The sequence below is a fragment of the Actinokineospora spheciospongiae genome, assembly GCF_000564855.1.
In the GTDB taxonomy this organism is placed as follows: domain Bacteria; phylum Actinomycetota; class Actinomycetes; order Mycobacteriales; family Pseudonocardiaceae; genus Actinokineospora; species Actinokineospora spheciospongiae.
Genome location: NZ_AYXG01000054.1, coordinates 1 through 22,847 on the forward strand (window position 1 = coordinate 1; position 22,847 = coordinate 22,847).

The 22,847-nt window shown below is 70.3% G+C and carries 24 protein-coding genes; 16 read left to right on the forward strand and 8 right to left on the reverse strand.

The window, feature by feature from the left end; all coding sequences use genetic code 11:
• Positions 1-224: 224 nt before the first annotated feature.
• Together UO65_RS07465 and UO65_RS07470 are read right to left on the reverse strand one after the other, a co-directional pair.
• Positions 225-1,106, reverse strand: a complete 882-nt coding sequence (locus tag UO65_RS07465; RefSeq protein WP_152552008.1) for a WD40 repeat domain-containing protein — start codon at positions 1,104-1,106, stop codon at positions 225-227.
• A 23-nt stretch (positions 1,107-1,129) separates the two neighbouring features.
• Complete coding sequence (locus tag UO65_RS07470) at positions 1,130-1,768, reverse strand: N-acetylmuramoyl-L-alanine amidase (RefSeq protein WP_035280001.1); 639 nt, start codon at positions 1,766-1,768, stop codon at positions 1,130-1,132.
• A 25-nt stretch (positions 1,769-1,793) separates the two neighbouring features.
• Here UO65_RS07470 and UO65_RS37940 point away from each other — a divergent pair, with 25 nt between their 5' ends.
• The 10 genes from UO65_RS37940 to UO65_RS07520 all read left to right on the forward strand — a co-directional run bounded on the left by UO65_RS37940 (position 1,794) and on the right by UO65_RS07520 (position 10,313).
• Positions 1,794-2,048 (forward strand): hypothetical protein, encoded by a 255-nt coding sequence (locus UO65_RS37940; RefSeq protein WP_035280002.1) that lies wholly within the window; start codon positions 1,794-1,796, stop codon positions 2,046-2,048.
• A 65-nt stretch (positions 2,049-2,113) separates the two neighbouring features.
• Positions 2,114-2,428 (forward strand): YbaB/EbfC family nucleoid-associated protein, encoded by a 315-nt coding sequence (locus UO65_RS07480; protein ID WP_035280003.1) that lies wholly within the window; start codon positions 2,114-2,116, stop codon positions 2,426-2,428.
• 7 nt (positions 2,429-2,435) lie between these two features.
• Complete coding sequence (gene recR, locus UO65_RS07485) at positions 2,436-3,032, forward strand: recombination mediator RecR (protein WP_035280004.1); 597 nt, start codon at positions 2,436-2,438, stop codon at positions 3,030-3,032.
• Between the two features lie 77 nt (positions 3,033-3,109).
• A complete protein-coding gene (locus UO65_RS07490; protein ID WP_035280019.1) occupies positions 3,110-3,607 on the forward strand; it encodes a hypothetical protein in 498 nt (165 codons plus the stop codon).
• Positions 3,608-3,912: 305 nt separating this feature from the next.
• Positions 3,913-4,917: an ABC transporter permease gene (locus UO65_RS07495; RefSeq protein ID WP_035280006.1), complete on the forward strand. Its 1,005-nt coding sequence runs from the start codon at positions 3,913-3,915 to the stop codon at positions 4,915-4,917.
• Positions 4,918-4,962: 45 nt separating this feature from the next.
• Positions 4,963-6,711: an ABC transporter substrate-binding protein gene (locus UO65_RS07500; RefSeq protein WP_035280007.1), complete on the forward strand. Its 1,749-nt coding sequence runs from the start codon at positions 4,963-4,965 to the stop codon at positions 6,709-6,711.
• Positions 6,712-6,804: 93 nt separating this feature from the next.
• A complete protein-coding gene (locus tag UO65_RS07505; protein WP_035280008.1) occupies positions 6,805-7,818 on the forward strand; it encodes an ABC transporter permease in 1,014 nt (337 codons plus the stop codon).
• A complete protein-coding gene (locus tag UO65_RS07510; RefSeq protein WP_035280009.1) occupies positions 7,815-8,855 on the forward strand; it encodes an ABC transporter ATP-binding protein in 1,041 nt (346 codons plus the stop codon). The genes UO65_RS07505 and UO65_RS07510 overlap by 4 nt, the downstream gene beginning before the upstream one ends.
• Positions 8,856-8,932: 77 nt before the next feature.
• Positions 8,933-9,913: an ABC transporter ATP-binding protein gene (locus UO65_RS07515; RefSeq protein WP_233427471.1), complete on the forward strand. Its 981-nt coding sequence runs from the start codon at positions 8,933-8,935 to the stop codon at positions 9,911-9,913.
• Positions 9,914-10,025: 112 nt separating this feature from the next.
• Positions 10,026-10,313 (forward strand): hypothetical protein, encoded by a 288-nt coding sequence (locus tag UO65_RS07520; protein ID WP_035280011.1) that lies wholly within the window; start codon positions 10,026-10,028, stop codon positions 10,311-10,313.
• Positions 10,314-10,339: 26 nt separating this feature from the next.
• On the opposite strand, the gene UO65_RS07525 is transcribed toward UO65_RS07520, so the two are convergent.
• Complete coding sequence (locus tag UO65_RS07525) at positions 10,340-10,666, reverse strand: hypothetical protein (protein WP_035280012.1); 327 nt, start codon at positions 10,664-10,666, stop codon at positions 10,340-10,342.
• Positions 10,663-11,448 carry a helix-turn-helix domain-containing protein gene (locus tag UO65_RS07530; RefSeq protein ID WP_233427472.1) on the reverse strand — a complete coding sequence of 262 codons (786 nt, stop codon included), beginning with the start codon at positions 11,446-11,448 and terminating at the stop codon, positions 10,663-10,665. Before UO65_RS07530 ends, UO65_RS07525 begins: the two co-directional genes overlap by 4 nt.
• Before the next feature lie 531 nt (positions 11,449-11,979).
• On the opposite strand from UO65_RS07530, the gene UO65_RS07540 reads away from it, so the two are divergent.
• The gene (locus UO65_RS07540) at positions 11,980-13,092 is read left to right on the forward strand and encodes a helix-turn-helix domain-containing protein (protein WP_233427468.1); all 1,113 of its coding nucleotides are present in this window, start codon (positions 11,980-11,982) and stop codon (positions 13,090-13,092) included.
• Between the two features lie 70 nt (positions 13,093-13,162).
• Here the strand turns inward: UO65_RS07540 and leuA are convergent, their stop codons facing one another.
• Positions 13,163-14,956, reverse strand: coding sequence for a 2-isopropylmalate synthase (leuA, locus tag UO65_RS07545; protein ID WP_052020873.1), 1,794 nt, complete (start codon positions 14,954-14,956; stop codon positions 13,163-13,165).
• 240 nt (positions 14,957-15,196) lie between these two features.
• Between leuA and UO65_RS07550 the strand changes: the two genes are divergently transcribed.
• Complete coding sequence (locus UO65_RS07550; protein WP_052020874.1) at positions 15,197-15,493, forward strand: hypothetical protein; 297 nt, start codon at positions 15,197-15,199, stop codon at positions 15,491-15,493.
• Positions 15,494-15,557: 64 nt separating this feature from the next.
• The gene (locus UO65_RS07555; protein ID WP_035280015.1) at positions 15,558-15,902 is read left to right on the forward strand and encodes a YggT family protein; all 345 of its coding nucleotides are present in this window, start codon (positions 15,558-15,560) and stop codon (positions 15,900-15,902) included.
• Positions 15,903-15,904: 2 nt separating this feature from the next.
• Here UO65_RS07555 and UO65_RS07560 read toward each other — a convergent pair whose 3' ends face one another.
• The 3 genes from UO65_RS07560 to UO65_RS07570 all read right to left on the reverse strand — a co-directional run bounded on the left by UO65_RS07560 (position 15,905) and on the right by UO65_RS07570 (position 19,064).
• A complete protein-coding gene (locus UO65_RS07560; protein ID WP_233427469.1) occupies positions 15,905-17,122 on the reverse strand; it encodes a glycosyltransferase family protein in 1,218 nt (405 codons plus the stop codon).
• A gap of 132 nt (positions 17,123-17,254) precedes the next feature.
• Complete coding sequence (locus tag UO65_RS07565) at positions 17,255-17,860, reverse strand: nitroreductase family protein (RefSeq protein ID WP_052020875.1); 606 nt, start codon at positions 17,858-17,860, stop codon at positions 17,255-17,257.
• Complete coding sequence (locus tag UO65_RS07570; RefSeq protein WP_200873328.1) at positions 17,850-19,064, reverse strand: glycosyltransferase family protein; 1,215 nt, start codon at positions 19,062-19,064, stop codon at positions 17,850-17,852. Before UO65_RS07570 ends, UO65_RS07565 begins: the two co-directional genes overlap by 11 nt.
• A 238-nt stretch (positions 19,065-19,302) precedes the next feature.
• On the opposite strand from UO65_RS07570, the gene UO65_RS07575 reads away from it, so the two are divergent.
• The 3 genes from UO65_RS07575 to UO65_RS07585 all read left to right on the forward strand — a co-directional run bounded on the left by UO65_RS07575 (position 19,303) and on the right by UO65_RS07585 (position 22,828).
• Complete coding sequence (locus tag UO65_RS07575; protein WP_035280016.1) at positions 19,303-20,568, forward strand: aspartate kinase; 1,266 nt, start codon at positions 19,303-19,305, stop codon at positions 20,566-20,568.
• On the forward strand, positions 20,568-21,629 hold the full coding sequence (locus UO65_RS07580) for an aspartate-semialdehyde dehydrogenase (protein WP_035280017.1): 1,062 nt from the start codon (positions 20,568-20,570) through the stop codon (positions 21,627-21,629). Before UO65_RS07575 ends, UO65_RS07580 begins: the two co-directional genes overlap by 1 nt.
• 125 nt (positions 21,630-21,754) lie before the next feature.
• Positions 21,755-22,828, forward strand: a complete 1,074-nt coding sequence (locus UO65_RS07585; protein ID WP_035280018.1) for an alpha/beta hydrolase — start codon at positions 21,755-21,757, stop codon at positions 22,826-22,828.
• Positions 22,829-22,847 lie beyond the last annotated feature (19 nt).

Genomic DNA, 22,847 nt, shown 5'->3' on the forward strand with positions numbered 1-22,847 from the left:
GGCCCCGGCCAAACACATCCACCCACCCGGGCACACCCACAAACCCCCGGCGCTCGAAAGCCGAGCACACCCACCCAGTCGGGCACCACAGCAAACGACCGGCGCTCGAAAGCCGAGCACACCCACCCAGCCGGACACCACAGCAAACGACCGGGCTTCGCAGGACAGGCCCCGCAAAGGCCCGAGCTTGAAAAGCCGACCGCTCGGGCGCAGCAGGCCAAGCCCTAAGCGGCCTTGACCGCGCCCGACTCCGCTTCCACCCACGAGATCCCACCGGCCCCGGTGACCACCAACCGCAGCGAGTCAGGCGTCCAGCGGACGTCGGTCGGCGCGGGCACGGCCGCGGAGCGCAGGTAGCGACCGGTCTCGGTCTCGTGCAACGAGATCCCGTCCGGCAGTGCCACCGCGAAGCGCCTGCCGTCGGGGGCGAGGTGCGCCGTGGCCGACAGCGGCAGGTCGGGGACCAGCGTGGACCACTCCGGGTCGGTGACGTTCCAGCGGGTCACCGCGGCCGACTCCGGGCCGTACTCGGTGGCGAGGAGGCGCTGGGAGTCGGGCAGCCAGGCCAGGGTCCGGTGGCCCGCGTCCACCGGTTCGGGGGAGATCAGCCGGACGTGGTCGTCCTCGGTGAGCGGCATGGTGTCGACCAGGACGAGCTTGCGGGGCATCCGGATGGCGATGTGGCGGCTGTTGGCGCTGACCGCGGCCTCCAGGACCGAACCGCCCCGGTCGTAGACCGCCTGCTCCTCGCCCACCAGGACGTTCCTGATCACCACCGTGTAGAGCAGGCGGTGGCGGCGGTTGGCGCGGTAGACGATCCGGCCGGGGAGCACGCCCAGCAGTTCGGTGTCGTGGTCCGGTGAGCCCAGCAGCGGTGACATCTTCCCGTTGGCGCGCAGGAGGGACAGGCGCGCGGGGGTTCCGTGTTGGACGACCACCGTGCGCTCCTCGGGGAGGTACCTGGCCAGGGTGAGGTCACCCACCACGGCGAGTTCGCGGCTGTTCCCCTTGGCGTCGGTCTCGACCAGCCGCGACTGGTCTCCTTCGGTTGCCGCGGTGAGCAACCGTCCCCGCTCGTCGACGTCGAGCACCCGCATCCCGGACATGATCCAAGCCTGTCACAGGGTGCTCAGCCGAGGAATCCGAGGATGCCGTTTGCTATCCCTTCGGCGTAGCGCTGCCGCCCGTCCGGGCTCGACAGGGTGGCGGCCTCGGCCGCGTCGCGCATGTTGCCGCACTCGACCAGGGCGCTGGGGCGGGTGGCCAGGTTGAGCCCGGCCAGATCGTTCCGAGGGGACAGTCCGGCGGTGCCGATGTAGGTGGAGGTGGGGAAGCCCGCGCCGACCAGCGCGTCCCGCAGGTCGCCCGCCAGTTCCAGCGACGGCGCGCCCTGCGCGGCGTTGAGCGGCGGGGACGAGTGGGCGATGTGGAAGCCGCGGGCGCCCGCGGCGGTCGAGCCGTCGGCGTGCAGGGACACGACCGCGTCGGCGGCGGCCCCGTTGCCGATGGCCGCGCGGCGGTCGACGCAGGGGCCGACCCCGGTGTCGTCGGGGCGGGTCAGGACGATCCGGACGCCCCGGGCGGTGAGCAGGGTGCGGACGCGCTGGGCGAGGTCCCAGGTGAAGGCGTGTTCGGGGTAGCCCGCGCCGGTGGCCGTCCCGGTGGTGTTGCACGCCTTGACCTGGCCGCGACCGGCGGGCACCGGCTTGTTGATCTCCTCGGGGTGCGCCGCGTTGCCGCCGTTGTGCCCGGGGTCCAGGACGACCACGCGACCGGCGGGTACGGCTGGCTCGGTGGTGGTGGTCGTCGGTGCCGCGGGCGGGGTGGTCGTCGTCGCGGGTGTCGTGCTCGGTGGTGGGGTGGTGGTCGGCGGAGTGGTGGGCGGAGCGGAACTCGCCGTGGTCGACACCGCGCTGGTCGTCGCGGGGGCCGCGGGTGCGCCGCCGCAGGCCGCGGTGGCCAGGACGACGGAGCAGGTCAGGGCGAGGCTTCGCAGCGGGGGTCGACGCGGCACGCCGCCCACCATGCCACGCGGGGGGTCCGCCTAGACTGGGGGCGACCACGATCCCCGACGAGAGGGGCCCCGGTGTTTCCCGGAGGCGGCGCACCCGACATGCAGGCCATGCTCGCGCAGCTCGGCAAGCTCCAGGAGCAGGCCGAGACCACCCAGCGCGAGATCGAGGAGGCCGAGTTCACCGGCACCTCCGGCGGCGGGGCCGTGGTGGCCACGGTCGCCGGGTCCGGCGAGCTGAAGGCCCTCGTGCTCAAGCCCGAGGTGGTCGACCCGGAGGAGGCCGAGCTGCTGGCCGACCTCATCGTCGCCGCGGTCCGCGACGCGTCCGGGCAGGTGCAGGAGCACGCCGACGCCAAGCGCGCCGAGCTGACCAGCGGTCTGGGACTGGGCGGCCTCGGCCTGCCCGGCATGTGAGGGCTGGGTGTACGAGGGCCCGGTCCAGGACCTGATCGACGAGCTGGGCAGGTTGCCCGGTGTCGGGCCCAAGAGCGCCCAGCGGATCGCGTTCCACCTGCTCGGCGCCGAACCCGCCGATGTGACCCGGTTGCAGGAGGCCCTGCAGAAGGTCAAGGAGGGCGTGGTCTTCTGCGACGTCTGCGGCAACGTCTCCGAGGAGAGCACCTGCCGCATCTGCCGGGACGCCCGGCGCGACCCGTCGGCGGTGTGCGTGGTCGAGGAGCCCAAGGACGTCCTGGCCATCGAGCGGACCCGCGAGTTCAAGGGCCGCTACCACGTGCTCGGCGGCGCGCTCGACCCGTTGTCCGGCATCGGGCCCGAGCAGTTGCGCATCCGGCAGTTGCTGTCGCGGATCGGGTCGCAGGAGATCACCGAGGTGATCCTGGCGATGGACCCGAACACCGAGGGCGAGGCCACCGCCACCTACCTGGTGCGGATGCTGCGCGACTTCCCCGGGCTCACCGTCACCCGGCTGGCCTCCGGTCTGCCGATGGGCGGCGACCTGGAGTTCGCCGACGAGTTGACGCTGGGCCGAGCCCTGTCCGGTCGCCGCACGGTGTGAGCCCGGCCGCGGTGGACCCGGCTGCGGTGGACCCGGCCGCGGCGGCGGTGCTGGCTGCCGCGCCCCGGCTGGGCGCGGTGCGGCTGGTGGCCGTCGACGGCCCGTCCGGGTCCGGCAAGACCACCTTCTCGGGGGACCTGGTGGCCGCGCTGCGCGGGCGCGGGGCGCGCGTCGCGCTGGTGCCGACCGACGACTTCGCCACCTGGGACGACCCGGTCGGTTGGTGGCCGCGGTTGGCCCACGGGGTGTTGGACCGCTTGGCGCAGGGCCGCCCGGGTGCTTACCGCCGAATGGACTGGTCCGCCGGCGAGCCCCGGTTGGGCGCAACGGTCCACATCGAACCCCCCGACGTGCTGCTCGTCGAAGGCGTCTCCTCCGGCAGGCGCTCGGCGGTGCCCCTGCTGTCGCACCTGTTCTGGTGCGAGGTGCCCGATCCCGCGGTGCGGCTGGCGCGCGCGGTGGCGCGCGACGGGCACCCCAGCGAACCCCTGTTCCGCCGCTGGCAGCTCTTCGAGGAGGGGTGGTTCGCTGTGGACGGCACTGGTGACCGTGCGTCCACCCGTGTTCAACGCTGACCGAACAGCGTACCCATGGTGTCCGCTCACCGAACAAATCCCCGCTAAAAGTGACTGACAGTGTCAAAACAGTTGCTCAGCGGTGATTCTGTGTATGCCAGTTGTTCGGATCGTGACCTCCCGTAGTTAAGAGTTCTCCGACAAAACGGCTATGGTCGGCCACCACACGGCGCGTTCCGGAAGACGGACCGCCGCGGAGACGAGGAGTGCGGGATGGCTTACCAGCGATCCGCGCGAGCCGGTCGGACGACCGCCACACCCGGCGGAGCACGACCGCACGCGCAGGCGCCAGGGCGGTTCACGGCATGACGGCACCGCCCGACGTCTCCGGCTCGGCCGCCGAGGCCGACCCGGAGGCCGCACTCGCGGGCATGCCCGCCAAGGCGATCCAGGGCCGCTCGCTCGGCCAGATCGCCTGGCTGCGGCTCAAGCGCGACAAGGTCGCGATGGCCGCGGGCGTGTTCGTGGTCCTGCTGGTGCTGATGGCCGTCGCCGGGCTGCTGCTCGACCGGGTCTTCGACGTGGTGCACCCCAACACGTTCCACGAGGACCTGGTCGACACCGAGTTCGGCACGCTCGCCCCCAAGGGCGCCTTCGGCGGCATGAGCGCCGACCACATCTTCGGCGTGGAGCCCAAGAACGGCCGCGACATCGCCGCCCGGGTCCTCTCCGGCGCCTGGATCTCGCTGCTCATCGCGTTCCTCGCCACGCTGCTCTCGGTCTTCATCGGCACCGTCATGGGCGTCACCGCCGGGTACTTCGGCGGCTGGGTCGACACCCTGATCAGCCGGGCGATGGACGTCTTCCTGGCCTTCCCGCTGCTGGTCTTCGCCATCGCCATGGTCGGCGTGCTGCCGGACGAGCTGTTCGGGCTGCAGGGCGAGGCGCTGCGGATCGCGCTGCTGATCTTCGTGATCGGCTTCTTCAACTGGCCCTACGCGGGCCGGATCGTGCGCGGCCAGACGCTGTCGCTGCGCGAACGCGAGTTCGTCGACGCGGCGCGCAGCCTGGGCGCGCGCGGCCCGTACATCCTCTTCCGGGAACTGCTGCCCAACCTGGTGGCGCCCATCCTCGTCTACTCGACGCTGCTGATCCCGACGAACATCCTGTTCGAATCGGCGCTGTCGTTCCTCGGTGTCGGGATCAACGCCCCCACCGCGACCTGGGGCGGGATGCTGTCGGAAGCCGCGGCGTACTACACGATCCCGCACTTCATGCTCTGGCCCGGTCTGGCGATCTTCGTGACCGTGCTCGCGTTCAACCTGTTCGGCGACGGCCTGCGCGACGCGCTCGACCCGCGTGCCCGATAGGTGATGGCAGTACCGGTGTCCTGGAAGGAAGGGTGCAACAGCACGATGAACAGCAAGCGCTTGGTCACCGCGGTCGCCGCGGGCGCTGCTGTTGCCATGGCACTGTCCGCCTGCGGCGGCAGTACCGGTGGCAACAGCGGTTCGGGGGAGTCCGGCTTCAACGCCGCCCTCGACAAAACCCTCAACCCCTCTGAGAAGAAGGGTGGGGTCATCAAGATCGCCAACGCGGGCACCTGGGACTCCCTGGACCCCGGCGAGACCTACTACGGCTACTCCTGGAACTTCCTGCGCCTCTACGGCCGGTCGCTGGTGATGTTCAAGCCCGCCCCCGGCGGCGCGTCCAACGAGCTGGTCCCGGACCTCGCCGAGAAGCTCGGTGAGCCCAGCGACGGCGGCAAGACCTGGACCTACAAGCTGCGCACGGGCATCAAGTACGAGGACGGCACCCCGGTGACCGCCAAGGACGTCGCGTACGCGGTCCTGCGGTCCACCGACAAGGAGACCTTCCCCAACGGCCCGGCCTACTTCGAGGGCTTCCTCAACCTGCCCGAGGGCTACAAGGGTCCGTACAAGACCCCGGACATGGACACCAGTTCGGCCATCACCACGCCGGACGACCAGACCGTCGTCTTCCACCTCAAGGAAGCCTTCGGCGGCTTCGACTACATGGCGCAGCTCCCGCAGACCGCCCCGGTGCCCAAGGCCAAGGACACCGGCGCCAAGTACAAGGAGCACGTGCTCTCCACGGGCCCGTACAAGTTCGACAAGAACGAGATCGACAAGAAGTTCAACCTGGTCCGCAACGACCAGTGGGACCAGGCCACCGACCCGAACCGCAAGGCGCTGCCGGACGGCTACGAGGTCGAGATGAACGTCAACGCCGACGACATCGACAACCGGCTGATCAACGGTGACCTGCACATCGACATCGCGGGCACCGGCGTGCAGCCCGCGTCGCTGAGCCGCGTCCTCGGCGACCCGAGCCTCAAGGCGAACGCGGACAACCCGACGATCGCGCGCCTGTGGTACACCTCGATCAACCCCACGGTCGCCCCGCTGGACAACATCGACTGCCGCAAGGCGATCGAGTACGCCACGGACAAGACCAGCTACCAGACCGCCTACGGCGGCCCGTTCTCCGGCGGCGACATCGCCACCACCATCATGCCGCCGCTGATCCCCGGCCAGGAGAAGTTCGACCTGTACCCGGCCGGTGCGGACGGCAAGGGCGACATGAACAAGGCCAAGGAGGCGCTGACCGCCTGCGGCCAGCCCAACGGCTTCGAGACGAACATCGCCTACCGGGCCGAGCGCCCCAAGGAGAAGGCCACCGCCGAGTCGCTGCAGCAGTCGCTGGCCCGCGTCGGCATCAAGCTGACCCTCCGCGCCTTCCCGCAGGGTGACTACTTCTCCCAGTTCGCGGGCAACCCGCCGTTCGTCAAGGCCAACAACCTCGGCCTGGTCGTCAACGGCTGGGGCGCGGACTGGAACGACGGCTTCGGCTTCCTGTCGCAGATCGTCGACAGCCGGGTCATCCGGGAGACCGGCGGCTCGTCGAACACCTCCGTGCGCATCCCCGAGGTCGACACCATGCTCGACGCGGCCATCGCGGAGACCGACGCGACCAAGCGCGAGGCGATGTGGGGCGACATCGACAAGCGGGTCATGGAAGAGGCCGTGATCCTGCCGGGCGTGTACGCGAAGAGCCTGCTCATCCGCGGCAAGGGCCTGACGAACGTCTTCGTCTCGGAGGCGTACGGCATGTACGACTACCTCGCCCTCGGCGCCAGCTAGCCCATCCGACGGTCGAAGCGACGTTAGGCAGGTGAAGGCAGCAGGCGGTGGGCCCGGGACGACCTCCCGGGCCCACCGCCGGTGCCGGCCACTGTGATCACATACATCATCAGGCGGCTGTTCGCCGCGGTCGTGCTGCTGTTCATCGTCAGCATGATCACGTTCGCCATCTTCTTCGTGATCCCGAAGCTCGGTGGCGGCACCCCGGAAACCCTGGCGTCGCGCTACGTCGGTCGAGCGGCCACCGCCGAGACCGTCCGGCTCACCGCCGAGCGGCTCGGCTTCTACGACCCGATCCTGGTGCAGTACGGCCACTGGCTGAAGGGCATCTTCGTCGGCGCCGACTACGACTACGGCCCGGCCGTGGACCACTGCCCGGCCCCGTGCCTGGGCTACTCGTTCCGCACCAACCAGCCGGTGCTGCCGGACCTGCTCGACCGGCTCCCGGTGACCCTGTCGCTGGCCAGCGGCGCGGCGGTCCTGTGGCTGCTCGCGGGCATCTCCGTCGGCACGCTATCGGCGCTGCGCAAGGGTTCGGTCCTCGACCGCATGTCGATGGGCGTCGCCCTCGCGGGCGTCTCGCTGCCGATCTTCTTCACCGGCCTGATCTCGCTGGCCTTCTTCAGCTACCAGCTCGGCTGGACCGCCCCCGGCGGGTCCTACACCCCGATCACCGAGAACATCGGCGACTGGGCGTACGCGCTGCTGCTGCCATGGATCACCCTCGCCTTCCAGTTCTCCGCCCAGTACGCCCGGCTCACCCGGGCCGGGATGCTGGAGACGATGAACGAGGACTTCATCCGCACCGCCCGCGCCAAGGGCCTGGTCGAGCGCAGGGTCGTGGTCAAGCACGGCCTGCGCGGCGCGCTCACCCCGATCCTCACCATCTTCGGCCTGGACATCGGCCTGCTGCTCGGCGGCGCCGTGCTGACCGAGTCGGCGTTCTCGCTCAAGGGGCTCGGCCAGTACGCCATCGACGCGATCAAGAACTACGACCTGCCCAAGGTGATGGGGGTGACGATCATGGCGGCGTTCTTCATCGTGCTGGCCAACCTGGTCGTCGACCTCCTCTACGCCGTCGTCGACCCGAGGGTGCGCACCGCATGAGCAGCAGCACGGGAGCACAGAACCCGTTCCTGGAAGTCCGCAACCTGCGCGTGCACTTCCCCACCGACGACGGCGTGGTCAAGTCCGTCGACGACCTGTCGTTCAGCGTCGAGCGCGGCAAGACCCTGGGCATCGTCGGCGAGTCCGGCTCCGGCAAGAGCGTCACCAGCCTGTCGGTGATGGGGCTGCACAAGCGGGGCACGGCGGACATCACCGGTGAGATCCTGCTCGACGGGCAGGACCTGGTGGGCCTCGACCCCGACGCCGTGCGCCGGTTGCGCGGCAAGCGGATGGCGATGATCTTCCAGGACCCGCTGTCGGCGATGCACCCGTTCTACTCGGTGGGCAGCCAGATCGTCGAGGCGTACCGGGTGCACAACAAGGTCACCAAGCAGGTGGCCCGCAAGCACGCCATCGACCTGCTGGAGCGGGTCGGCATCCCGAACCCGAAGTCGCGGGTGGACGACTACCCGCACCAGTTCTCCGGCGGGATGCGCCAGCGCGCGATGATCGCCATGGCGCTGTCCTGCGACCCCGAGCTGCTCATCGCCGACGAGCCGACCACCGCGCTCGACGTGACCGTGCAGGCGCAGATCCTCGACCTGATCCGGGACCTGCAGGCCGAGTTCAACTCCGCCGTCGTGATCATCACCCACGACCTCGGCGTGGTCGCCGAGCTGGCCGACGACATCATGGTCATGTACGCGGGCCGGGCGGTGGAGTACAGCACCGCCGAGGACATCTTCACCAACCCGCAGCACCCCTACACCTGGGGCCTGCTCGGTTCCATGCCCCGCCTCGACCGCGAGCGCACCGAGCGCCTGCAACCGATCGCGGGCTCCCCGCCCAGCCTGATCAACGTGCCGCAGGGCTGCCCGTTCAACCCCCGGTGCGCCTACGACGCGCTCAACGGCGACCTCAGCACCACCGAGCGCCCGGAGTTCCGCGACGTCGGCGGCGGCCACTTCATCGCCTGCCACCTGTCTGGCGAGGAGCGCACCCGCATCTGGGAGAACGAGATCAGGCCGAAGCTGTGAACGAGGACGCTGTGACTTCTTCTCCCACCGGAACGGCGGTGGACCGGGACGACCTCCTGGTCGCCGAGGACCTGCAGATGCACTTCCCGATCCGCCGCGGCCTGCTGCGCCGCAAGGTCGGCGCGGTGCAGGCCGTGGACGGGCTGACGTTCTCGGTCAAGCGCGGGGAAACCCTGTCGATCGTCGGCGAGTCCGGCTGCGGCAAGACCACCACCGGCCGCCTGCTGACCCGCCTGCTGGAACCCACCGGCGGCAAGGTCACCCTGGAGGGCCGCGACATCACGCACCTGTCCATGTCGGACATGCGCCCGATGCGCCGCGACATCCAGATGATCTTCCAGGACCCGTACTCGTCGCTGAACCCCCGGCACACCGTCGGCACGATCGTCGGCGCCCCGTACCGGTTGCAGAAGGTCGACCCGCCCGGCGGCGTCAAGAAGGCCGTGCAGGAACTCCTGGAACTGGTGGGCCTCAACCCGGAGCACTACAACCGCTACCCGCACGAGTTCTCCGGCGGCCAGCGCCAGCGCATCGGGATCGCCCGCACCCTGGCGCTGCGCCCGAAGCTGATCGTCGCCGACGAACCGGTGTCGGCGCTGGACGTGTCCATCCAGGCCCAGGTGGTGAACCTGCTGGAGGACCTGCAGAACGAGTTCGACCTGACCTACGTGATGATCGCCCACGACCTGTCGGTGGTGCGGCACGTGTCCGACCGGGTCGCGGTCATGTACCTGGGCCAGATCATGGAGATCGCCGACCGGACCGCGCTCTACGAGCGGCCCATGCACCCGTACACGGTGGCACTGCTCTCGGCGGTCCCCATCCCGGACACCAACCGCAAGAACAACCGTGAGCGCATCCGCCTGCAGGGCGACGTGCCCAGCCCGATCAACCCGCCGTCGGGGTGCCGGTTCCACACCCGGTGCTGGAAGGCGCAGGAGATCTGCAAGACGGTGCAGCCGCCGCTGGCCGAACTGGCCCCCGGCCACCGGGCCGCCTGCCACTTCCCGGAGAACACCGACAAGCTGACGATCGACCCGACCGGCGTCGCGAGCTGACCCCCCGCTCGAAGGCCCCACCCGACTCCGGGTGGGGCCTTCGCGCACGTCAGGGCCCCTTTTTGTCGGTGGTACGCGCTACGCTCAAGTCAGTCGAGGCGAGGGGGCGCTGATGGCGGGCAGGCGGGGGTCCGGCGAGTGGGGCGAGGAACCGTTGGAAGTCACGCGGCTGCGCGAATCGGGGTCGATCGGCGACCCGCGCCCGTTCGAGCGCGACGGCGGCCAGGTCGGGATGCTCGCCATCCGGTGGGTCTGCGGGGTGGCCCTGCTCGGCCTGGTCCTCGCGATCCTGGCCACCGGCAACCTGTGGCTGCTGATCGTCGTCGCCCAGGTCCTGTTCGTGGCGACGTGGACGGCGACCGGCTGGCGCCAGTTCCTCAGCCGGGACCACCACCGGTAGCCGGTCGGTGTGCTGAGGCGGAGTGGTCAACTCCCGATCCGCTCCTCCATCAGCGCGATCACGGCGATGAACTCGGTTTCGGTCAGGTGCAGCCAGGTCCGGGGCAGCTCGGCGGGGTGCGAGTCGAGTTCGCGCAGCGCTGCCACCGGCCTCGGGTGCAGCCTCACCCAAGCCTGTCTCTCCAGCGAGTCGAAGCGTGCCGCGAACACGTGGTCCGCCCCGCTGCCCGCCCAGGCGACCAGGCCGTCCAGCATCCGACCGCCACGGCGCCGCGCGTCGATGTTCCCGTCCACGTAGGTGATCACCCACCCCGAACTGGCCTCCAGCGCCACCCGCAACGGCTCCAGGTTCACCCGCCACCACCCCACAACCGGGCGACAAGCCCCTGCGACACATCTGCCGACAACGCCGAGCCCATGGCTGCGCGCAGCGGGGCGACGTAGTGCTCGGCGTGCTCGTTCTCCAGGATGACGACGGTGTGGTCGAGGTCGAGGATCACCACCGGTGCGAAGTGGCGGAAGCGAAGCACCTGGACGGGGTGCCGAAACGGCGCGGCGACACCATCCGGGATGACCCGAACCCCGCCGGGCCGCGCCAGTCGGACCAACCGTTTCGTCTGCGGGTCGAGTTCGCCCCCGGACCGATCCAGTGCGCGGGTGGGCAGGTAGTGCGTCCACACGGCATCCCCCACGTGCCTGGCCCGCGTGGTCCCAAGTGAGACGTGGGCATTGCCCAGGACGCGCGGTCCACCGGTCACACCGTAGGTGTCTATCGCGTCCGCCAACGACCACAGCGCGCGAACGGTGCCGTTGGGGTCGGAATCCGATGGTGTCGTGTGGATCAGCCAGTCCTTCTTCTCGCTCTCCCGCGCCAAGCCGTAGAGGTGGAGACGACGCTCGGGCGGGACGTCCAGAACGGCGCACAGCCCTCCGATCTCCACCGGGTCCGGCACCCGGCGACCGGTCATCATCCGGTTCACCATCGCCGGTGACATGTTCATGGCGTCGGCCAACATCCGAGTGGTCAGACCGCGCTCCACCCGGACCGCGTCCAGCTCCGACGACAACAGCAGCGATCGAGCGGTTTTCGCCCGAATGTTGTGACGCGCACGGATGAATCCCTTGTATATACCCATGATCCCCACTGCCGATGTGTCGATCTACCTGTTCTTCGAACCCCGGTGCCGGTCCCGCACCCGTCCCAGGCACACCCGCGCGTAGGCCCGCAACCCCGCGTGGTCACTCCAGTCCAGGGCGAAAGGCTTCGGGAGCACGCAGAGCGGCTGTTGTGGTCCCTCCACCGGAGGAGTGGGAAATCTCGTCTCCCGAATGACCAGGAAACGGCGCTGCTCCACGCACGTCCCCACGAACACCGCGATGCCGGTGTCCCCCTTGGCCAACCGGAAGGTGTAGCCGCCCTCGAACACGCGCGAACACGCCCGACTCCCGATGTCACCACTGGAAGTGACCGATACGCCAATGGCGGTACTCGTCTTCACCGGCGCACTCCGGATCTTCGGAAATCACCGAGCGGACAGCACGCCATGTCCCGATCTCCCGTCTACGCTGGGCACTTGTCTCGTCACTCACAGGTACTCTCACGGCTCGGCGCGAGGATGGGAACGACCCAGCCGTCTACACACGTCTACGGTGGAGGAAGGTGCAGCGTGAACGACCTGGGTGCGACACTCCGAGCGGCGCGTGTGGCAGCGGGGCTGAGCCTGGACGGCATGTCGCGGCTGACCCACTTCAGCAAATCAACCCTCGGCCACATCGAAACGGGACGGCGAGTCGTCCAAGGCGAGCATGTGATCGCTTATTCGAGAGTTCTCGGACTTTCAATCGAAACCCTTTGCGGCAAACCGTTCGATCCTCTGCGCATGGCTCATGAGTGGCTTGTCAGGGAAACGCCCGTACATGAACACCTCAGATCTGGTCGCCGCATCGGGTCGTCTTTGGTCGACACGTTGGAGAATCGTGTCGTGGAACTCAGGCACCTGGATGACCTGGTCGGCGGGCGCGATCTCTTCCCGGTGGTCCAACGGGAATTCGAAGAAGTGCAGATGCTCGCCAAAGAAGCCAGTTTCAGCGAGGTCAACGGACGCAGGTTGTTGGTGGCTGTTGGCGAGTTGGCGCAGTTGGCCGGTTGGGTCGCCAGTGACGCCGGTCGATACCCTGAGGCTCAGGCAACCTACTTGACGGGTGTGGCGGCGGCTCGCGAAGCCGACGACCAGGTTCTGGTCGGACAGCTTTTTTCCAGCCTGGCCTATCAGATGGCCAATGTGGGAGACCCGGCTGATGCCGTACTCCTCGCTCAAAGCGCCGTAGCCGGTGCGTCAGAAGCCGCTCCGGCTGTCAAAACGCTCTTGCGGGAGCGGCTGGCGTGGTCCTACGCGCGTGCCCGTGACAAGACTTCGGCACTGCGAACCCTCGGGCTGGTGGATGAGGAGTGGGAGCGTCGCTCGCGCAACGATGACGAGCCAGAATGGGTCTACTGGCTGAATCGCCACGAAATCGACGTCATGGCTGGGCGATGCCTGATCGAACTCGGCCAGCCCTCCGCGGCCAAGCCACTCCTCCTCGGCGCGATCGAGGCTTACTCACCCGATCACGTACGAGAGAAGGCGCTCTACATGACATGGCTGGCTGAATCACAAGCCAACGCGGGCGAACTCGACGAGGCACGTCTGACGCTGGAGCAAGCCCGCACCGTCTCCGGGAGCGTCCAATCCTCCCGCCTGGAACTGCGGATGCGACAGGTCGAACGCTTGGCCAATTGACCACACGCGAGCCGTCTCGCACCGCCTGCCCGACCGGCCTCCGGGCACTGCCCGGAGGCCGGCCGACGGATCAGCGGAAGGCGCGATTCACCGCGGACACGACCGCCCGCAGCGAGGCGGAGACGATCGAGCTGTCCACGGCCACCCCGAACAGGACCCGGTCGCCGATGGCGCACTCCACGTAGGCCGCCGCGCGGGCGTCGTCGCCCGCGGTGAGGGCGTGCTCGGAGTAGTCCAGGACTCGGACGTCGTAGCCGACCGTGGCCAGGGCGTCGACGAAGGCGGCGATGGGGCCGTTGCCGCTGCCGGTGACGTCGTGGGAGTCGCCCTCGACGTCGACTGTGGCGTGGATCTCGTTGGTGCCGTCCTCGTTGCCCGAGACGCGGTGGCGGCGCAGGCGCAGGGGGCTGACCCGGTCCAGGTACTCGGTGGCGAAGACGTCCCACATCTCCTTGGGGCCGACCTCGCCACCCTCGGAGTCCGTGACCGCCTGGATGACCTGGGAGAACTCGATCTGCAGGCGGCGCGGCAGCTTGAGCTGGTGCTCGGTCTTCATCACGTACGCGACGCCGCCCTTGCCGGACTGCGAGTTGACCCGGATGACCGCCTCGTAGGAGCGGCCCACGTCCTTGGGGTCGATCGGCAGGTACGGGACCTCCCACGGGTGGTCCTCGACCGGGGTGCCCGCCGCCTCGGCGTCGGCGCGCAGGGCGTCGAAGCCCTTGTTGATCGCGTCCTGGTGGCTGCCGGAGAACGCGGTGAAGACCAGGTCGCCGCCCCACGGGTGGCGCTCGGCGACCGGCAGTTGGTTGCAGTACTCGACCGTGCGGCGGATCTCGTCGATGTCGGAGAAGTCGATCTGCGGGTCGATGCCCTGGCTGAACAGGTTCATCCCCAGGGTGACCAGGTCGACGTTGCCGGTGCGCTCGCCGTTGCCGAACAGGCAGCCCTCGATGCGGTCCGCCCCGGCCAGGTAGCCCAGCTCGGCCGCGGCGACGCCGGTGCCGCGGTCGTTGTGCGGGTGCAGGCTCAGGACCAGCGAGTCCCGGTTGTCCAGGTTGCGGTGCATCCACTCGATGGAGTCGGCGTAGACGTTCGGGGTGGCCATCTCCACGGTGGCGGGCAGGTTGACGACCATCGGGCGGTCCGGGGTCGGCTGCCACACCGCGGCCACCGCGTTGCACACCTCGGCGGCGTAGGACAGCTCGGTGCCGGTGTAGGACTCGGGGGAGTACTCGAAGCGGAAGTCGGTGTCCGGGTACTTCTCGGCGAAGGCCAGCACGCACTCGGCGCCGTCGGTGGCGATCTTCTTGATGCCCGCGCGGTCGGAGCGGAACACGACCTTGCGCTGCAGGATCGAGGTGGAGTTGTAGAGGTGCACGATCGCGCTGTGCACACCCTGCAGCGCCTCGTAGGTGCGCTCGATCAGCTCCGGGCGGGCCTGGGTCAGCACCTGGATGCGCACGTCCGCCGGGATCGCGCCCTCGGTGATGATCTCCCGGACGAAGTCGAAGTCGGTCTGGCTGGCGGCCGGGAAGCCGACCTCGATCTCCTTGTAGCCCATGCGCACCAGCAGGTCGAACATGCGCCGCTTGCGGGCCGGGGACATCGGGTCGATCAGCGCCTGGTTGCCGTCGCGCAGGTCGACCGCGCACCACAGCGGGGCGCGCTCGATGCGCTTGGTGGGCCAGGTGCGGTCGGGTACGTCGACCTTCTCGACCAGCTCGGGGAACGGGCGGTAGCGGTGGAAGGGCATCGAGCTGCCGCGCTGCGGGTTCCACGCGGGCTGGGTTTCCGGTGCCGGTCGCGCGGGGGTGCGCAGGCGGCTGGGGGCGTTGCCGATGTTCTCGGGAACACTGCTCATGATGGGGGTCTCCTGCTTACGGGTCGTCGAGCGACCGGCGGCAACGCCGACCTCCGCGACGGGGAGCCGGTCTGGGTCAGACCCCGTCGCGGCGGAGAAGCAGGAGAGCACGCGCCACACCCACACCCTAGCGAGGCGCCACCGGTTTCGGGCAACCCACCCGTCCACATGGTGGGCGGGGGTCCGCATTGGGCTGATCGGAGCAGTTAGAGACCGGTCAGTTTCGGGAATCTTCCGGACATGGCTACTCGCAGATGGCACGGCACCAGCACCCGTGGGAGCGCCGCCCGCATCGTGTCCGGGATCGGCGCCCTCTTCGCGATCATCGAGGTCGTCTACATCCTCCTGATCGTCCTCGGGGCGAACACGGCGAACGCGTTCGTCCGCTTCATGAGCTCCATCGCCGAACCCCTGGCCCTGTTCTTCCCGGGGCTGTTCCCGATCGAGAACTACACCGCCAACGTGGTCGTGAACTACGGCCTGGCCGCGGTCTTCTGGCTCGTGGTGGCCGGTCTGCTCGCCCGCGTGCTCCGCTGACCGGTCCGCGCGCCGCCTCGACCGGGTCGCGGCGGGTCGCGGGTCCGCGTGCCAGACTGCGCTCATGGCTGAGCGCGCCGAGGAGACCGGCAAGGAGACCCGCCGTCGGGAGCCCGCCGTGGTGCGGGCCAAGGCGGTGGGTCTCCTCGCCGGGATCGCCGGGTGGGTCGGCAGGCTGATCGCGCTCGTGCTCGTGCTGCACGTGGTGCTGGTGATGGGCAATGCCAACCCGGACAACCCCATCGCGAACTTCGTGCGCGGCCTGGCCGAACCCCTGTCGCTGGCGTTCAAGACGCTGTTCACCCCGGAGGACGCCAAGCTGGGGCTGCTGGTCAACTACGGCCTGGCGGCGGTGTTCTGGCTCGTGGTGACCTCGGTGGTCGTCCGGCTCATCCGCCGCCTCGGCTAGATCTAGATCGCATATCCCCACAGCGTGAGCGCGTAGGCGCCGAACCACGAGCCCACCAGGGCGAACCCGGTCAGCGTCAGCAGGACGGTGGACGTGCGCCGCTTGGCCAACCCGATCGCCACCGGGATCAGCAGGGTGAAGGCGGGCACCATCAGCCGGATCTTCGAGGCCATGGTCCCGTTCGAGGCGAACGTCATGATCAGCACCAGCACCCCGTAGACCACCAGCGGCAGCTCCAGCCGCCGCCGGAACGCCACCGCGGCCAGCACCAGCGAGGCCGCCAGCACCAGCAGTTCCACGAAGTCGAGGATCGACCGGCCGTCGGACAACCGGTCCACCACCCAGTTCGCGGTGGCCACCCCCCAGTCGAAGCCCGAGTCCCAGCCGCGCTCCTGCAGGGCGAACCAGCCGTTGAGTTCGCCGGTCCGCACGGCGACGTACCCGAGGTAGCCGAACAGCCCGAGCGGGGCGATCAACCCGCCCAGCCACGGCCGCCAACTGTCCTTGCGCGTCACGACCGCCACCAGCACGGCGAGCCCGACCCCGGCCACCAGCGCCGCCCCGGTCGTGCGCACCAGGCCCGCGCAGGCGCAGAGCACCCCGGCGTGGACCCACTGCCGTTGCAGGGTGAACACCAGCGCCCACGCCGCGAACGCGCAGAACAGCGCCTCGGAGTAGACCATCGACAGCGAGATCGCCATCGGCGAGCCCGCGAACAGGGCGACCAGGACCAGCCCGACCCGCCGGGACCCGCCGCGCACCAGCTCGCCCATCCTGGCCAGCGCGTACGCGCAGGCCACCCCGGACGCGGCGCTGACCACCAGGCCCGCGGTCAGGGGGTCGAGGCCGATCGAGGACACCAGGCCCACGACCTTGGGGTAGCCGGGGAAGAACGCCAGCGGGGTCGTCGCGTCGCGGTGGCCGAACGAGTCGACCATCATGGTCGGCACCCCGCCGTAACCGCCGTCGGCGATCGCCAGGAACCACCAGCCGTCCCACGACTTCAGCGCGTCGCGCAGCTCGACGCCCTTGTTGCCCGCCAGCCAGGACAGCACCAGCACGGCGAACTGCTGGATGCCCAGGTAGACCACGGCGGGCAGGAGCAGGTGGACGGCGCGGCGGAGCTTCCCGACCCGGTCCGCGACCTCCGGCCCCGGTAATCGCGGTGGGGTCCCGACCGCCTCGTCGCGCACGGACTCGCTCAGCTCGGTGGCGGACAAGACCGGCCCCTCCCCGGTGGTGGTCGATCCGACGGCTCGACAGTCGGGATAACGACGATACCGGGGTTGGTCGGTGCCCGAGAAGACGTCGGCTCCACAAAGGCGGCCGGGAAATCATCACGCCGCGACAATTCACCCCGCGTCGTACGGGGTCCCCCAGCTCCCGGTGAAGGCCGTTTCTGTCAGCGGGAGCCGAACGCGCGGTGCGGTCTCCCTGGCCCGCCGGTCCTCCGGCAGCAGCTCCGGCGGGCCGAGCACCCCGACCGCCACGGCGACCAGCGGGCGCACCGAGTCCGGCAGGCCGAACCCGGCGGCCACCGCCGCCCGGTCGAACCCGGCCATCTGGTGCGCCACCAGCCCCTCGGCCACGGCCTGCAGCACCAGGTTCTCCGTCGCCAGGCCGAGCCCGTACTCGGCGTAGGGGACCTCGCCCTTGGCGTTGGCGGTCTCCGCGCAGCCGACCAGCAGCGCGCCCGCGCCGCCCGCCCACGCCCGGTTCCCCGGGTCGAGCAGCGCCAGGAGCCGGTCGAAGGTGTCCGTCCCGCGTGGACCGACGAGGTAGCGGGCGGGCTGGGTGTTGCCGTAGGAGGGCGCCCAGCGCGCGGCGGTGAGCATCCTGGTCAGCGCCGCGGCCGGGACCACGCCCGCGGGGTCGAGGGCGCGCGGGCTCCAGCGGTCGCGGATCAGCGGGTGCGGGTCGGAGGGCAGCAGGTCGGATGGCTGCGGGTCAGATGGCATAGCCCCAGGCTGTCAGGGCGTAGGCGCCGAACCAGGAACCCACCAGGGTGAACCCGGCGAGCACCAGCAGCACGGTGGACGTCCGGCGCTTGGCCAGGGCGACCGCCACCGGGATGAGCAGGGTGAACGCCGGGACCATCAGCCGCGCCTTGGAACCCATCATCCCGTTCGCGCCCAGGTCCATCACCAGCACGCCCACGCCGTAGGCGAACAGCGGCCACTCCAACCGGTGCCGCACCGCCACCCCGACCAGCACCAGCGACAGCGCGATCAGCGCCACCGTGCCGACCTCCAGGATCGACCGCCCGTCGGCGAGCCGGTTCACGGTGAACCGCCAGGTGGCCGCGCCCCAGTCGAAGTGCGAGTCCCAGCCGCGCTCCTGCAGGGCGAACCAGCCGTTCCACTCCCCGGTCCGCACCGCCACCCAGCCGAGGTACCCGAGCAACCCGATCGGGGCGAGCAGCCCACCCACCCACGGCCGCCACCCCTGCTTGCGGCCGATCACCGCGATCAGCGCGGCGAGCCCGACGGCCAGCACCAGCGCCGCCCCGGTCGTGCGGACCAGCCCGGCCAGCGCGCACCACAGGCCCGCGTACACCCAGCGCCGCTGCACCAGGAACACCAGCGACCACGCGGCGAAGGCGCAGAACAGCGCCTCCGAGTAGGCCATCGACAGCGAGATCGCCATCGGCGACCCGGCGAACAGCGCCACCAGCACCAGCCCGACCCGCCGCGACCCGCCGCGCACGAGTTCGCCCAGTCGGGTGAGGGCGTAGGCACAGGCGATGCCCGCGACCACGCTCACCGCCAGCGCGGAGGCCACCGGCTGGAAGCCCAGCCAGGTCAGCAGGCCGACCACCTTGGGGTAGCCGGGGAAGAACGCCAGCGGCGTCTCCATCGAGTGCCTGCCGTAGGCGTCGACCAGCTTGGTCGGCACCCCGGAGTAGCCGCCCTCGGCGATCGCCAGGAACCAGTCGCCGTCCCAGGAGCGCAGCACGTCGGAGGCGCGGACGCCCTTGTGGTCGGACAGCCAGGTCAGCATCAGCAGGCTGACCTGCCGGATGCCGAGGTACACCACGGCGGGCAGGACCAGGTGGACGAGCCTGCCCCAGTCGACGCGGCGCGACCCCGGTGCGTCGGGGACCTCGACCGGCTGCTCCGGCGCGCGGTCGGGCGCGGACCTGGTCACGTCGGTCGCGGACACCCCGACCCTCCCCATTCGGTCGCCGTACTCCTGCGCTGCCGCGCGGTAGGAGGCGACGATACCGGGCCGGGCGGGCGGCGCCGCGCCGTTCAGCCCACCCGGTGACGGGCCGTGTCGACGAGCAGTGGTGACGGCCACTGGAGCACCGGTCTGGGCCGACCGCGCAGGTACGCTCACGCGAGACATGCGGCGTGGGCTGTCGGCCGCGTCCGCTCGCGGCTTGAGGAGGTTGCACGCAGTGGCGCTCGTCGTCCAGAAGTACGGCGGTTCCTCGCTGGAGAACGCCGACCGGATCAAACGGGTCGCCGAGCGGATCGTCGCCACGCGCAAAGCGGGGAACGACGTCGTGGTGGTCTGCTCCGCGATGGGGGACACGACCGACGAGTTGCTCGACCTCGCCAAACAGGTCAACCCGGTCCCGCCGCAGCGGGAGATGGACATGCTGCTGACCGCGGGGGAGCGCATCTCCAACTCGCTGGTGGCCATGGCCATCGCCGCGCTCGGCGCCGAGGCGCGCTCGTTCTCCGGCTCGCAGGCCGGGGTGATCACCACCTCGGCGCACGGCAAGGCGCGCATCATCGACGTGACGCCCGGCCGGGTCCGGGCCGCGCTGGACGAGGGCCACATCGTGCTGGTGGCCGGGTTCCAGGGCGTCAGCCAGGACACCAAGGACATCACCACCCTGGGCCGCGGCGGGTCGGACACCACCGCGGTCGCGCTCGCCGCGGCGCTCAACGCCGACGTGTGCGAGATCTACACCGACGTGGACGGGGTCTACACCGCCGACCCGCGGATCGTGCCGGACGCCAAGCGCCTCGACCAGGTCACCTACGAGGAGATGCTGGAGATGGCGGCGAGCGGCGCCAAGGTGCTCATGCTGCGCTGCGTCGAGTACGCGCGCCGCTACGGGGTGCCGATCCATGTCCGATCGTCTTACAGCGACAGGCCCGGCACCACGGTGTCCGGGGCAATGGAGGACTTGACCGTGGAACAGGCGATGATCACCGGCGTCGCGCACGACCGGTCCGAGGCGAAGGTGACCGTGGTCGGCGTGCCCGACACCGCGGGCGTGGCCGCGCGGATCTTCCGCACGGTGGCCGACTCCGAGATCGACATCGACATGGTGCTGCAGAACGTGTCCAGCACCGTGTCCGGCAAGACCGACATCACCTTCACCCTCTCCAAGAGCAACGGCCCCACCGCGGTCGAGGCGCTGGAGAAGGTGCGCGAGGAGCTGGGCTTCGCGCAGGTCCTCTACGACGACCACGTGGGCAAGGTGTCGCTGGTCGGCGCCGGGATGCGCTCGCACCCCGGCGTCACCGCCCAGTTCTGCGAGGCGCTGGCCGAGGCCGGGGTGAACATCGAGATCATCAACACCTCGGAGATCCGGATCTCGGTGCTCATCCGCGACACCCAGCTCGACGAGGCGGTCCGGGCCATCCACGAGGCCTTCGACCTCGGCGGCGACGAGGCCGCGGTCGTCTACGGCGGGAGTGGTCGCTGATGGCACCGGTCCTGGCCCTCGTGGGCGCCACCGGCGCCGTGGGCACCGTGATGGTCGACATCATGAACAGCAGGCAGAACTGGCCGTGGGGCGAGGTGCGGCTGATCGCCTCACCCCGGTCGGCGGGCAAGAAGATCGTGGTGCGCGGCGAGGAGCTGACCGTGCTGGCGCTGGCGCCGGAGGTCTTCGACGGCGTCGACGTGGCGATGTTCGACGTGCCCGACGAGGTGTCGGCGCGGTGGGCGCCGATCGCCGCCGAGCGCGGCGCGGTCGCGGTGGACAACTCCGGCGCGTTCCGGATGGACGACGACGTGCCGCTGGTCGTGCCCGAGGTCAACGCGGACAAGGTGGCCGACCGCCCGCGCGGGATCATCTCGAACCCGAACTGCACCACGCTGTCGATGATGGCGGCGCTGGGCGCGCTGCACCGCGCGTTCGGGCTGCGCCAGTTGGTCGTCGCGTCCTACCAGGCGGCCTCGGGCGCCGGGCAGGAGGGCATCGACCGGCTGCACGCCGAGGTCGACGCGGTCGCGGGCAAGGGCGTGGGGGACCGGGCCGGTGACGTGCGCGAGGCGCTGGCCGCCGCCGGTCTGTCCCTTTCGGACTCGCCGTTCCCGGCCCCGCTGGCCTTCAACGTCGTGCCGTGGGCGGGTTCGCTCAAGGAGGACGGCTGGGCCAGCGAGGAGTTGAAGGTCCGCAACGAGTCCCGCAAGATCCTGGGCATCCCGGACCTGGCCGTCTCGGCGACCTGCGTGCGGGTGCCGGTGGTGACGACGCACTCGTTGGCCGTCCACGCCACCTTCGCCGCCCCGGTCACCGTCGCCGAGGCGCACCGCATCCTCGGCGAGCAGCCGACGCTGGTGTTGCAGGACGACCCGGCCAACGGCGTCTTCCCGACCCCGGCGGACGTCGTCGGCGGCGACCCGACGTACGTCGGCCGGGTGCGCCAGGCGCTGGACTTCCCGAACACGCTGGACTTCTTCGTGTGCGGGGACAACCTGCGCAAGGGCGCGGCGCTGAACACCTACGAGATCGCCGAGGTGCTCGCCGCCCGGGCCTGACCCGCTCCACCCCACGCGCGAGCGGCCTCCCCCGGGGGCCGCTCGCGCGTGCTTTCCGGGCGACCCCTCGCCCCCCTGGTTACCAGCGAGTAACGTGGCGGGCAGGGGCTGAACGAGGAGGTTGGATGTCAACGCTGGTGAACCGAATTCCGCTGCGGGCACAGGCACTCGGCGCCAGGCTGGCGTACGCGCTGCCCAGGCCGCTGCGCCGGGCCATCGCGGGCAGACCCATCCGCATCGACGGGCAGGAACTGGCCCTCGACGCCCAACTGCTGATCACCCTGCAGCGGCTGTCCGGCGCCGGGATGGTGAATGAGACCCCGGAGGCGTCGCGTCGCAAGCTGGAGGCGTCGGAGCGCCTGGTGAGCGGACCGCCGATCGAGCCGGTGACCGTGCGCGGCCTGGTGCTCGGCGGCGTCCCGGCCCGGCTCTACGAACCCGCCGGGGTGGGCGACGACGCGCCGCTGCTGGTCTTCTACCACGGCGGCGGGTGGGTCGTCGGCTCGCTGGACAGCCACGACAACCCCTGCCGGTTCATCGCGGTCAACGCCCACGTCAAGGTGCTCTCCGTCGACTACCGACTGGCCCCGGAACACCCCTTCCCGGCCGCGGTCGACGACGCCGTGAGCGCCTTCCGCCACGCGGTGGCCCAGGCCGCCGACCTGGGCGTCAACCCGGACCTGATCGCCGTCGGCGGGGACAGCGCGGGCGGCAACCTCGCCGCGGTCGTCTCCCACCAGCAGGTGCTCGCGGGCGGGCCGGTCCCGGCGTTCCAGCTTCTGTTCTACCCGGGCACCGATGGCACCACCCGGCGCCGCTCGCGCGACCTGTTCGCCGACGGGTTCTTCCTGACCAGCGACCAGATGGACTGGTTCATGGACCACTACATGCCCGAGCAGGACCGGCGCAGCGACCCCCGGTTCTCGGTGCTGCTGGCCGAGGACCTCAGCGGGATGCCGCCCGCCTACGTCGCCACCGCCGGGTTCGACCCGCTGCGCGACGAGGGCGAGGCCTTCGCCGACCGGCTCGCCGCCTCGGGCGTGCCGGTGGTCAAGAGCAGGCAGGCCGACCTCATCCACGGCTACATCAACTTCCTCGGCGTCGGCACCCGGTTCCGCGAGGCGCTGTCGGAGGCGACCGGCGCGCTGCGCACCGGCCTCGCGCTCAGCGGCCGCAAGGGCGCCGACCTGAACACCTGACCCACCGCCGGGCCCGGCC

Coding starts and splice junctions, on each gene's coding strand:
- UO65_RS07530 (WP_233427472.1), bottom strand. CDS start 11,448: ATGGGTATATACAAGGGATTCATCCGTGCGCGTCACAACATTCGGGCG.
- UO65_RS07585 (WP_035280018.1), top strand. CDS start 21,755: ATGTCAACGCTGGTGAACCGAATTCCGCTGCGGGCACAGGCACTCGGC.
- UO65_RS07495 (WP_035280006.1), top strand. CDS start 3,913: ATGACGGCACCGCCCGACGTCTCCGGCTCGGCCGCCGAGGCCGACCCG.
- UO65_RS07500 (WP_035280007.1), top strand. CDS start 4,963: ATGAACAGCAAGCGCTTGGTCACCGCGGTCGCCGCGGGCGCTGCTGTT.
- UO65_RS07480 (WP_035280003.1), top strand. CDS start 2,114: ATGCAGGCCATGCTCGCGCAGCTCGGCAAGCTCCAGGAGCAGGCCGAG.
- UO65_RS07465 (WP_152552008.1), bottom strand. CDS start 1,106: ATGTCCGGGATGCGGGTGCTCGACGTCGACGAGCGGGGACGGTTGCTC.
- leuA (WP_052020873.1), bottom strand. CDS start 14,956: ATGAGCAGTGTTCCCGAGAACATCGGCAACGCCCCCAGCCGCCTGCGC.
- UO65_RS07510 (WP_035280009.1), top strand. CDS start 7,815: ATGAGCAGCAGCACGGGAGCACAGAACCCGTTCCTGGAAGTCCGCAAC.
- UO65_RS07550 (WP_052020874.1), top strand. CDS start 15,197: ATGGCTACTCGCAGATGGCACGGCACCAGCACCCGTGGGAGCGCCGCC.
- UO65_RS07565 (WP_052020875.1), bottom strand. CDS start 17,860: ATGCCATCTGACCCGCAGCCATCCGACCTGCTGCCCTCCGACCCGCAC.
- UO65_RS07515 (WP_233427471.1), top strand. CDS start 8,933: ATGCACTTCCCGATCCGCCGCGGCCTGCTGCGCCGCAAGGTCGGCGCG.
- UO65_RS07555 (WP_035280015.1), top strand. CDS start 15,558: ATGGCTGAGCGCGCCGAGGAGACCGGCAAGGAGACCCGCCGTCGGGAG.
- UO65_RS07580 (WP_035280017.1), top strand. CDS start 20,568: ATGGCACCGGTCCTGGCCCTCGTGGGCGCCACCGGCGCCGTGGGCACC.
- UO65_RS07520 (WP_035280011.1), top strand. CDS start 10,026: ATGGCGGGCAGGCGGGGGTCCGGCGAGTGGGGCGAGGAACCGTTGGAA.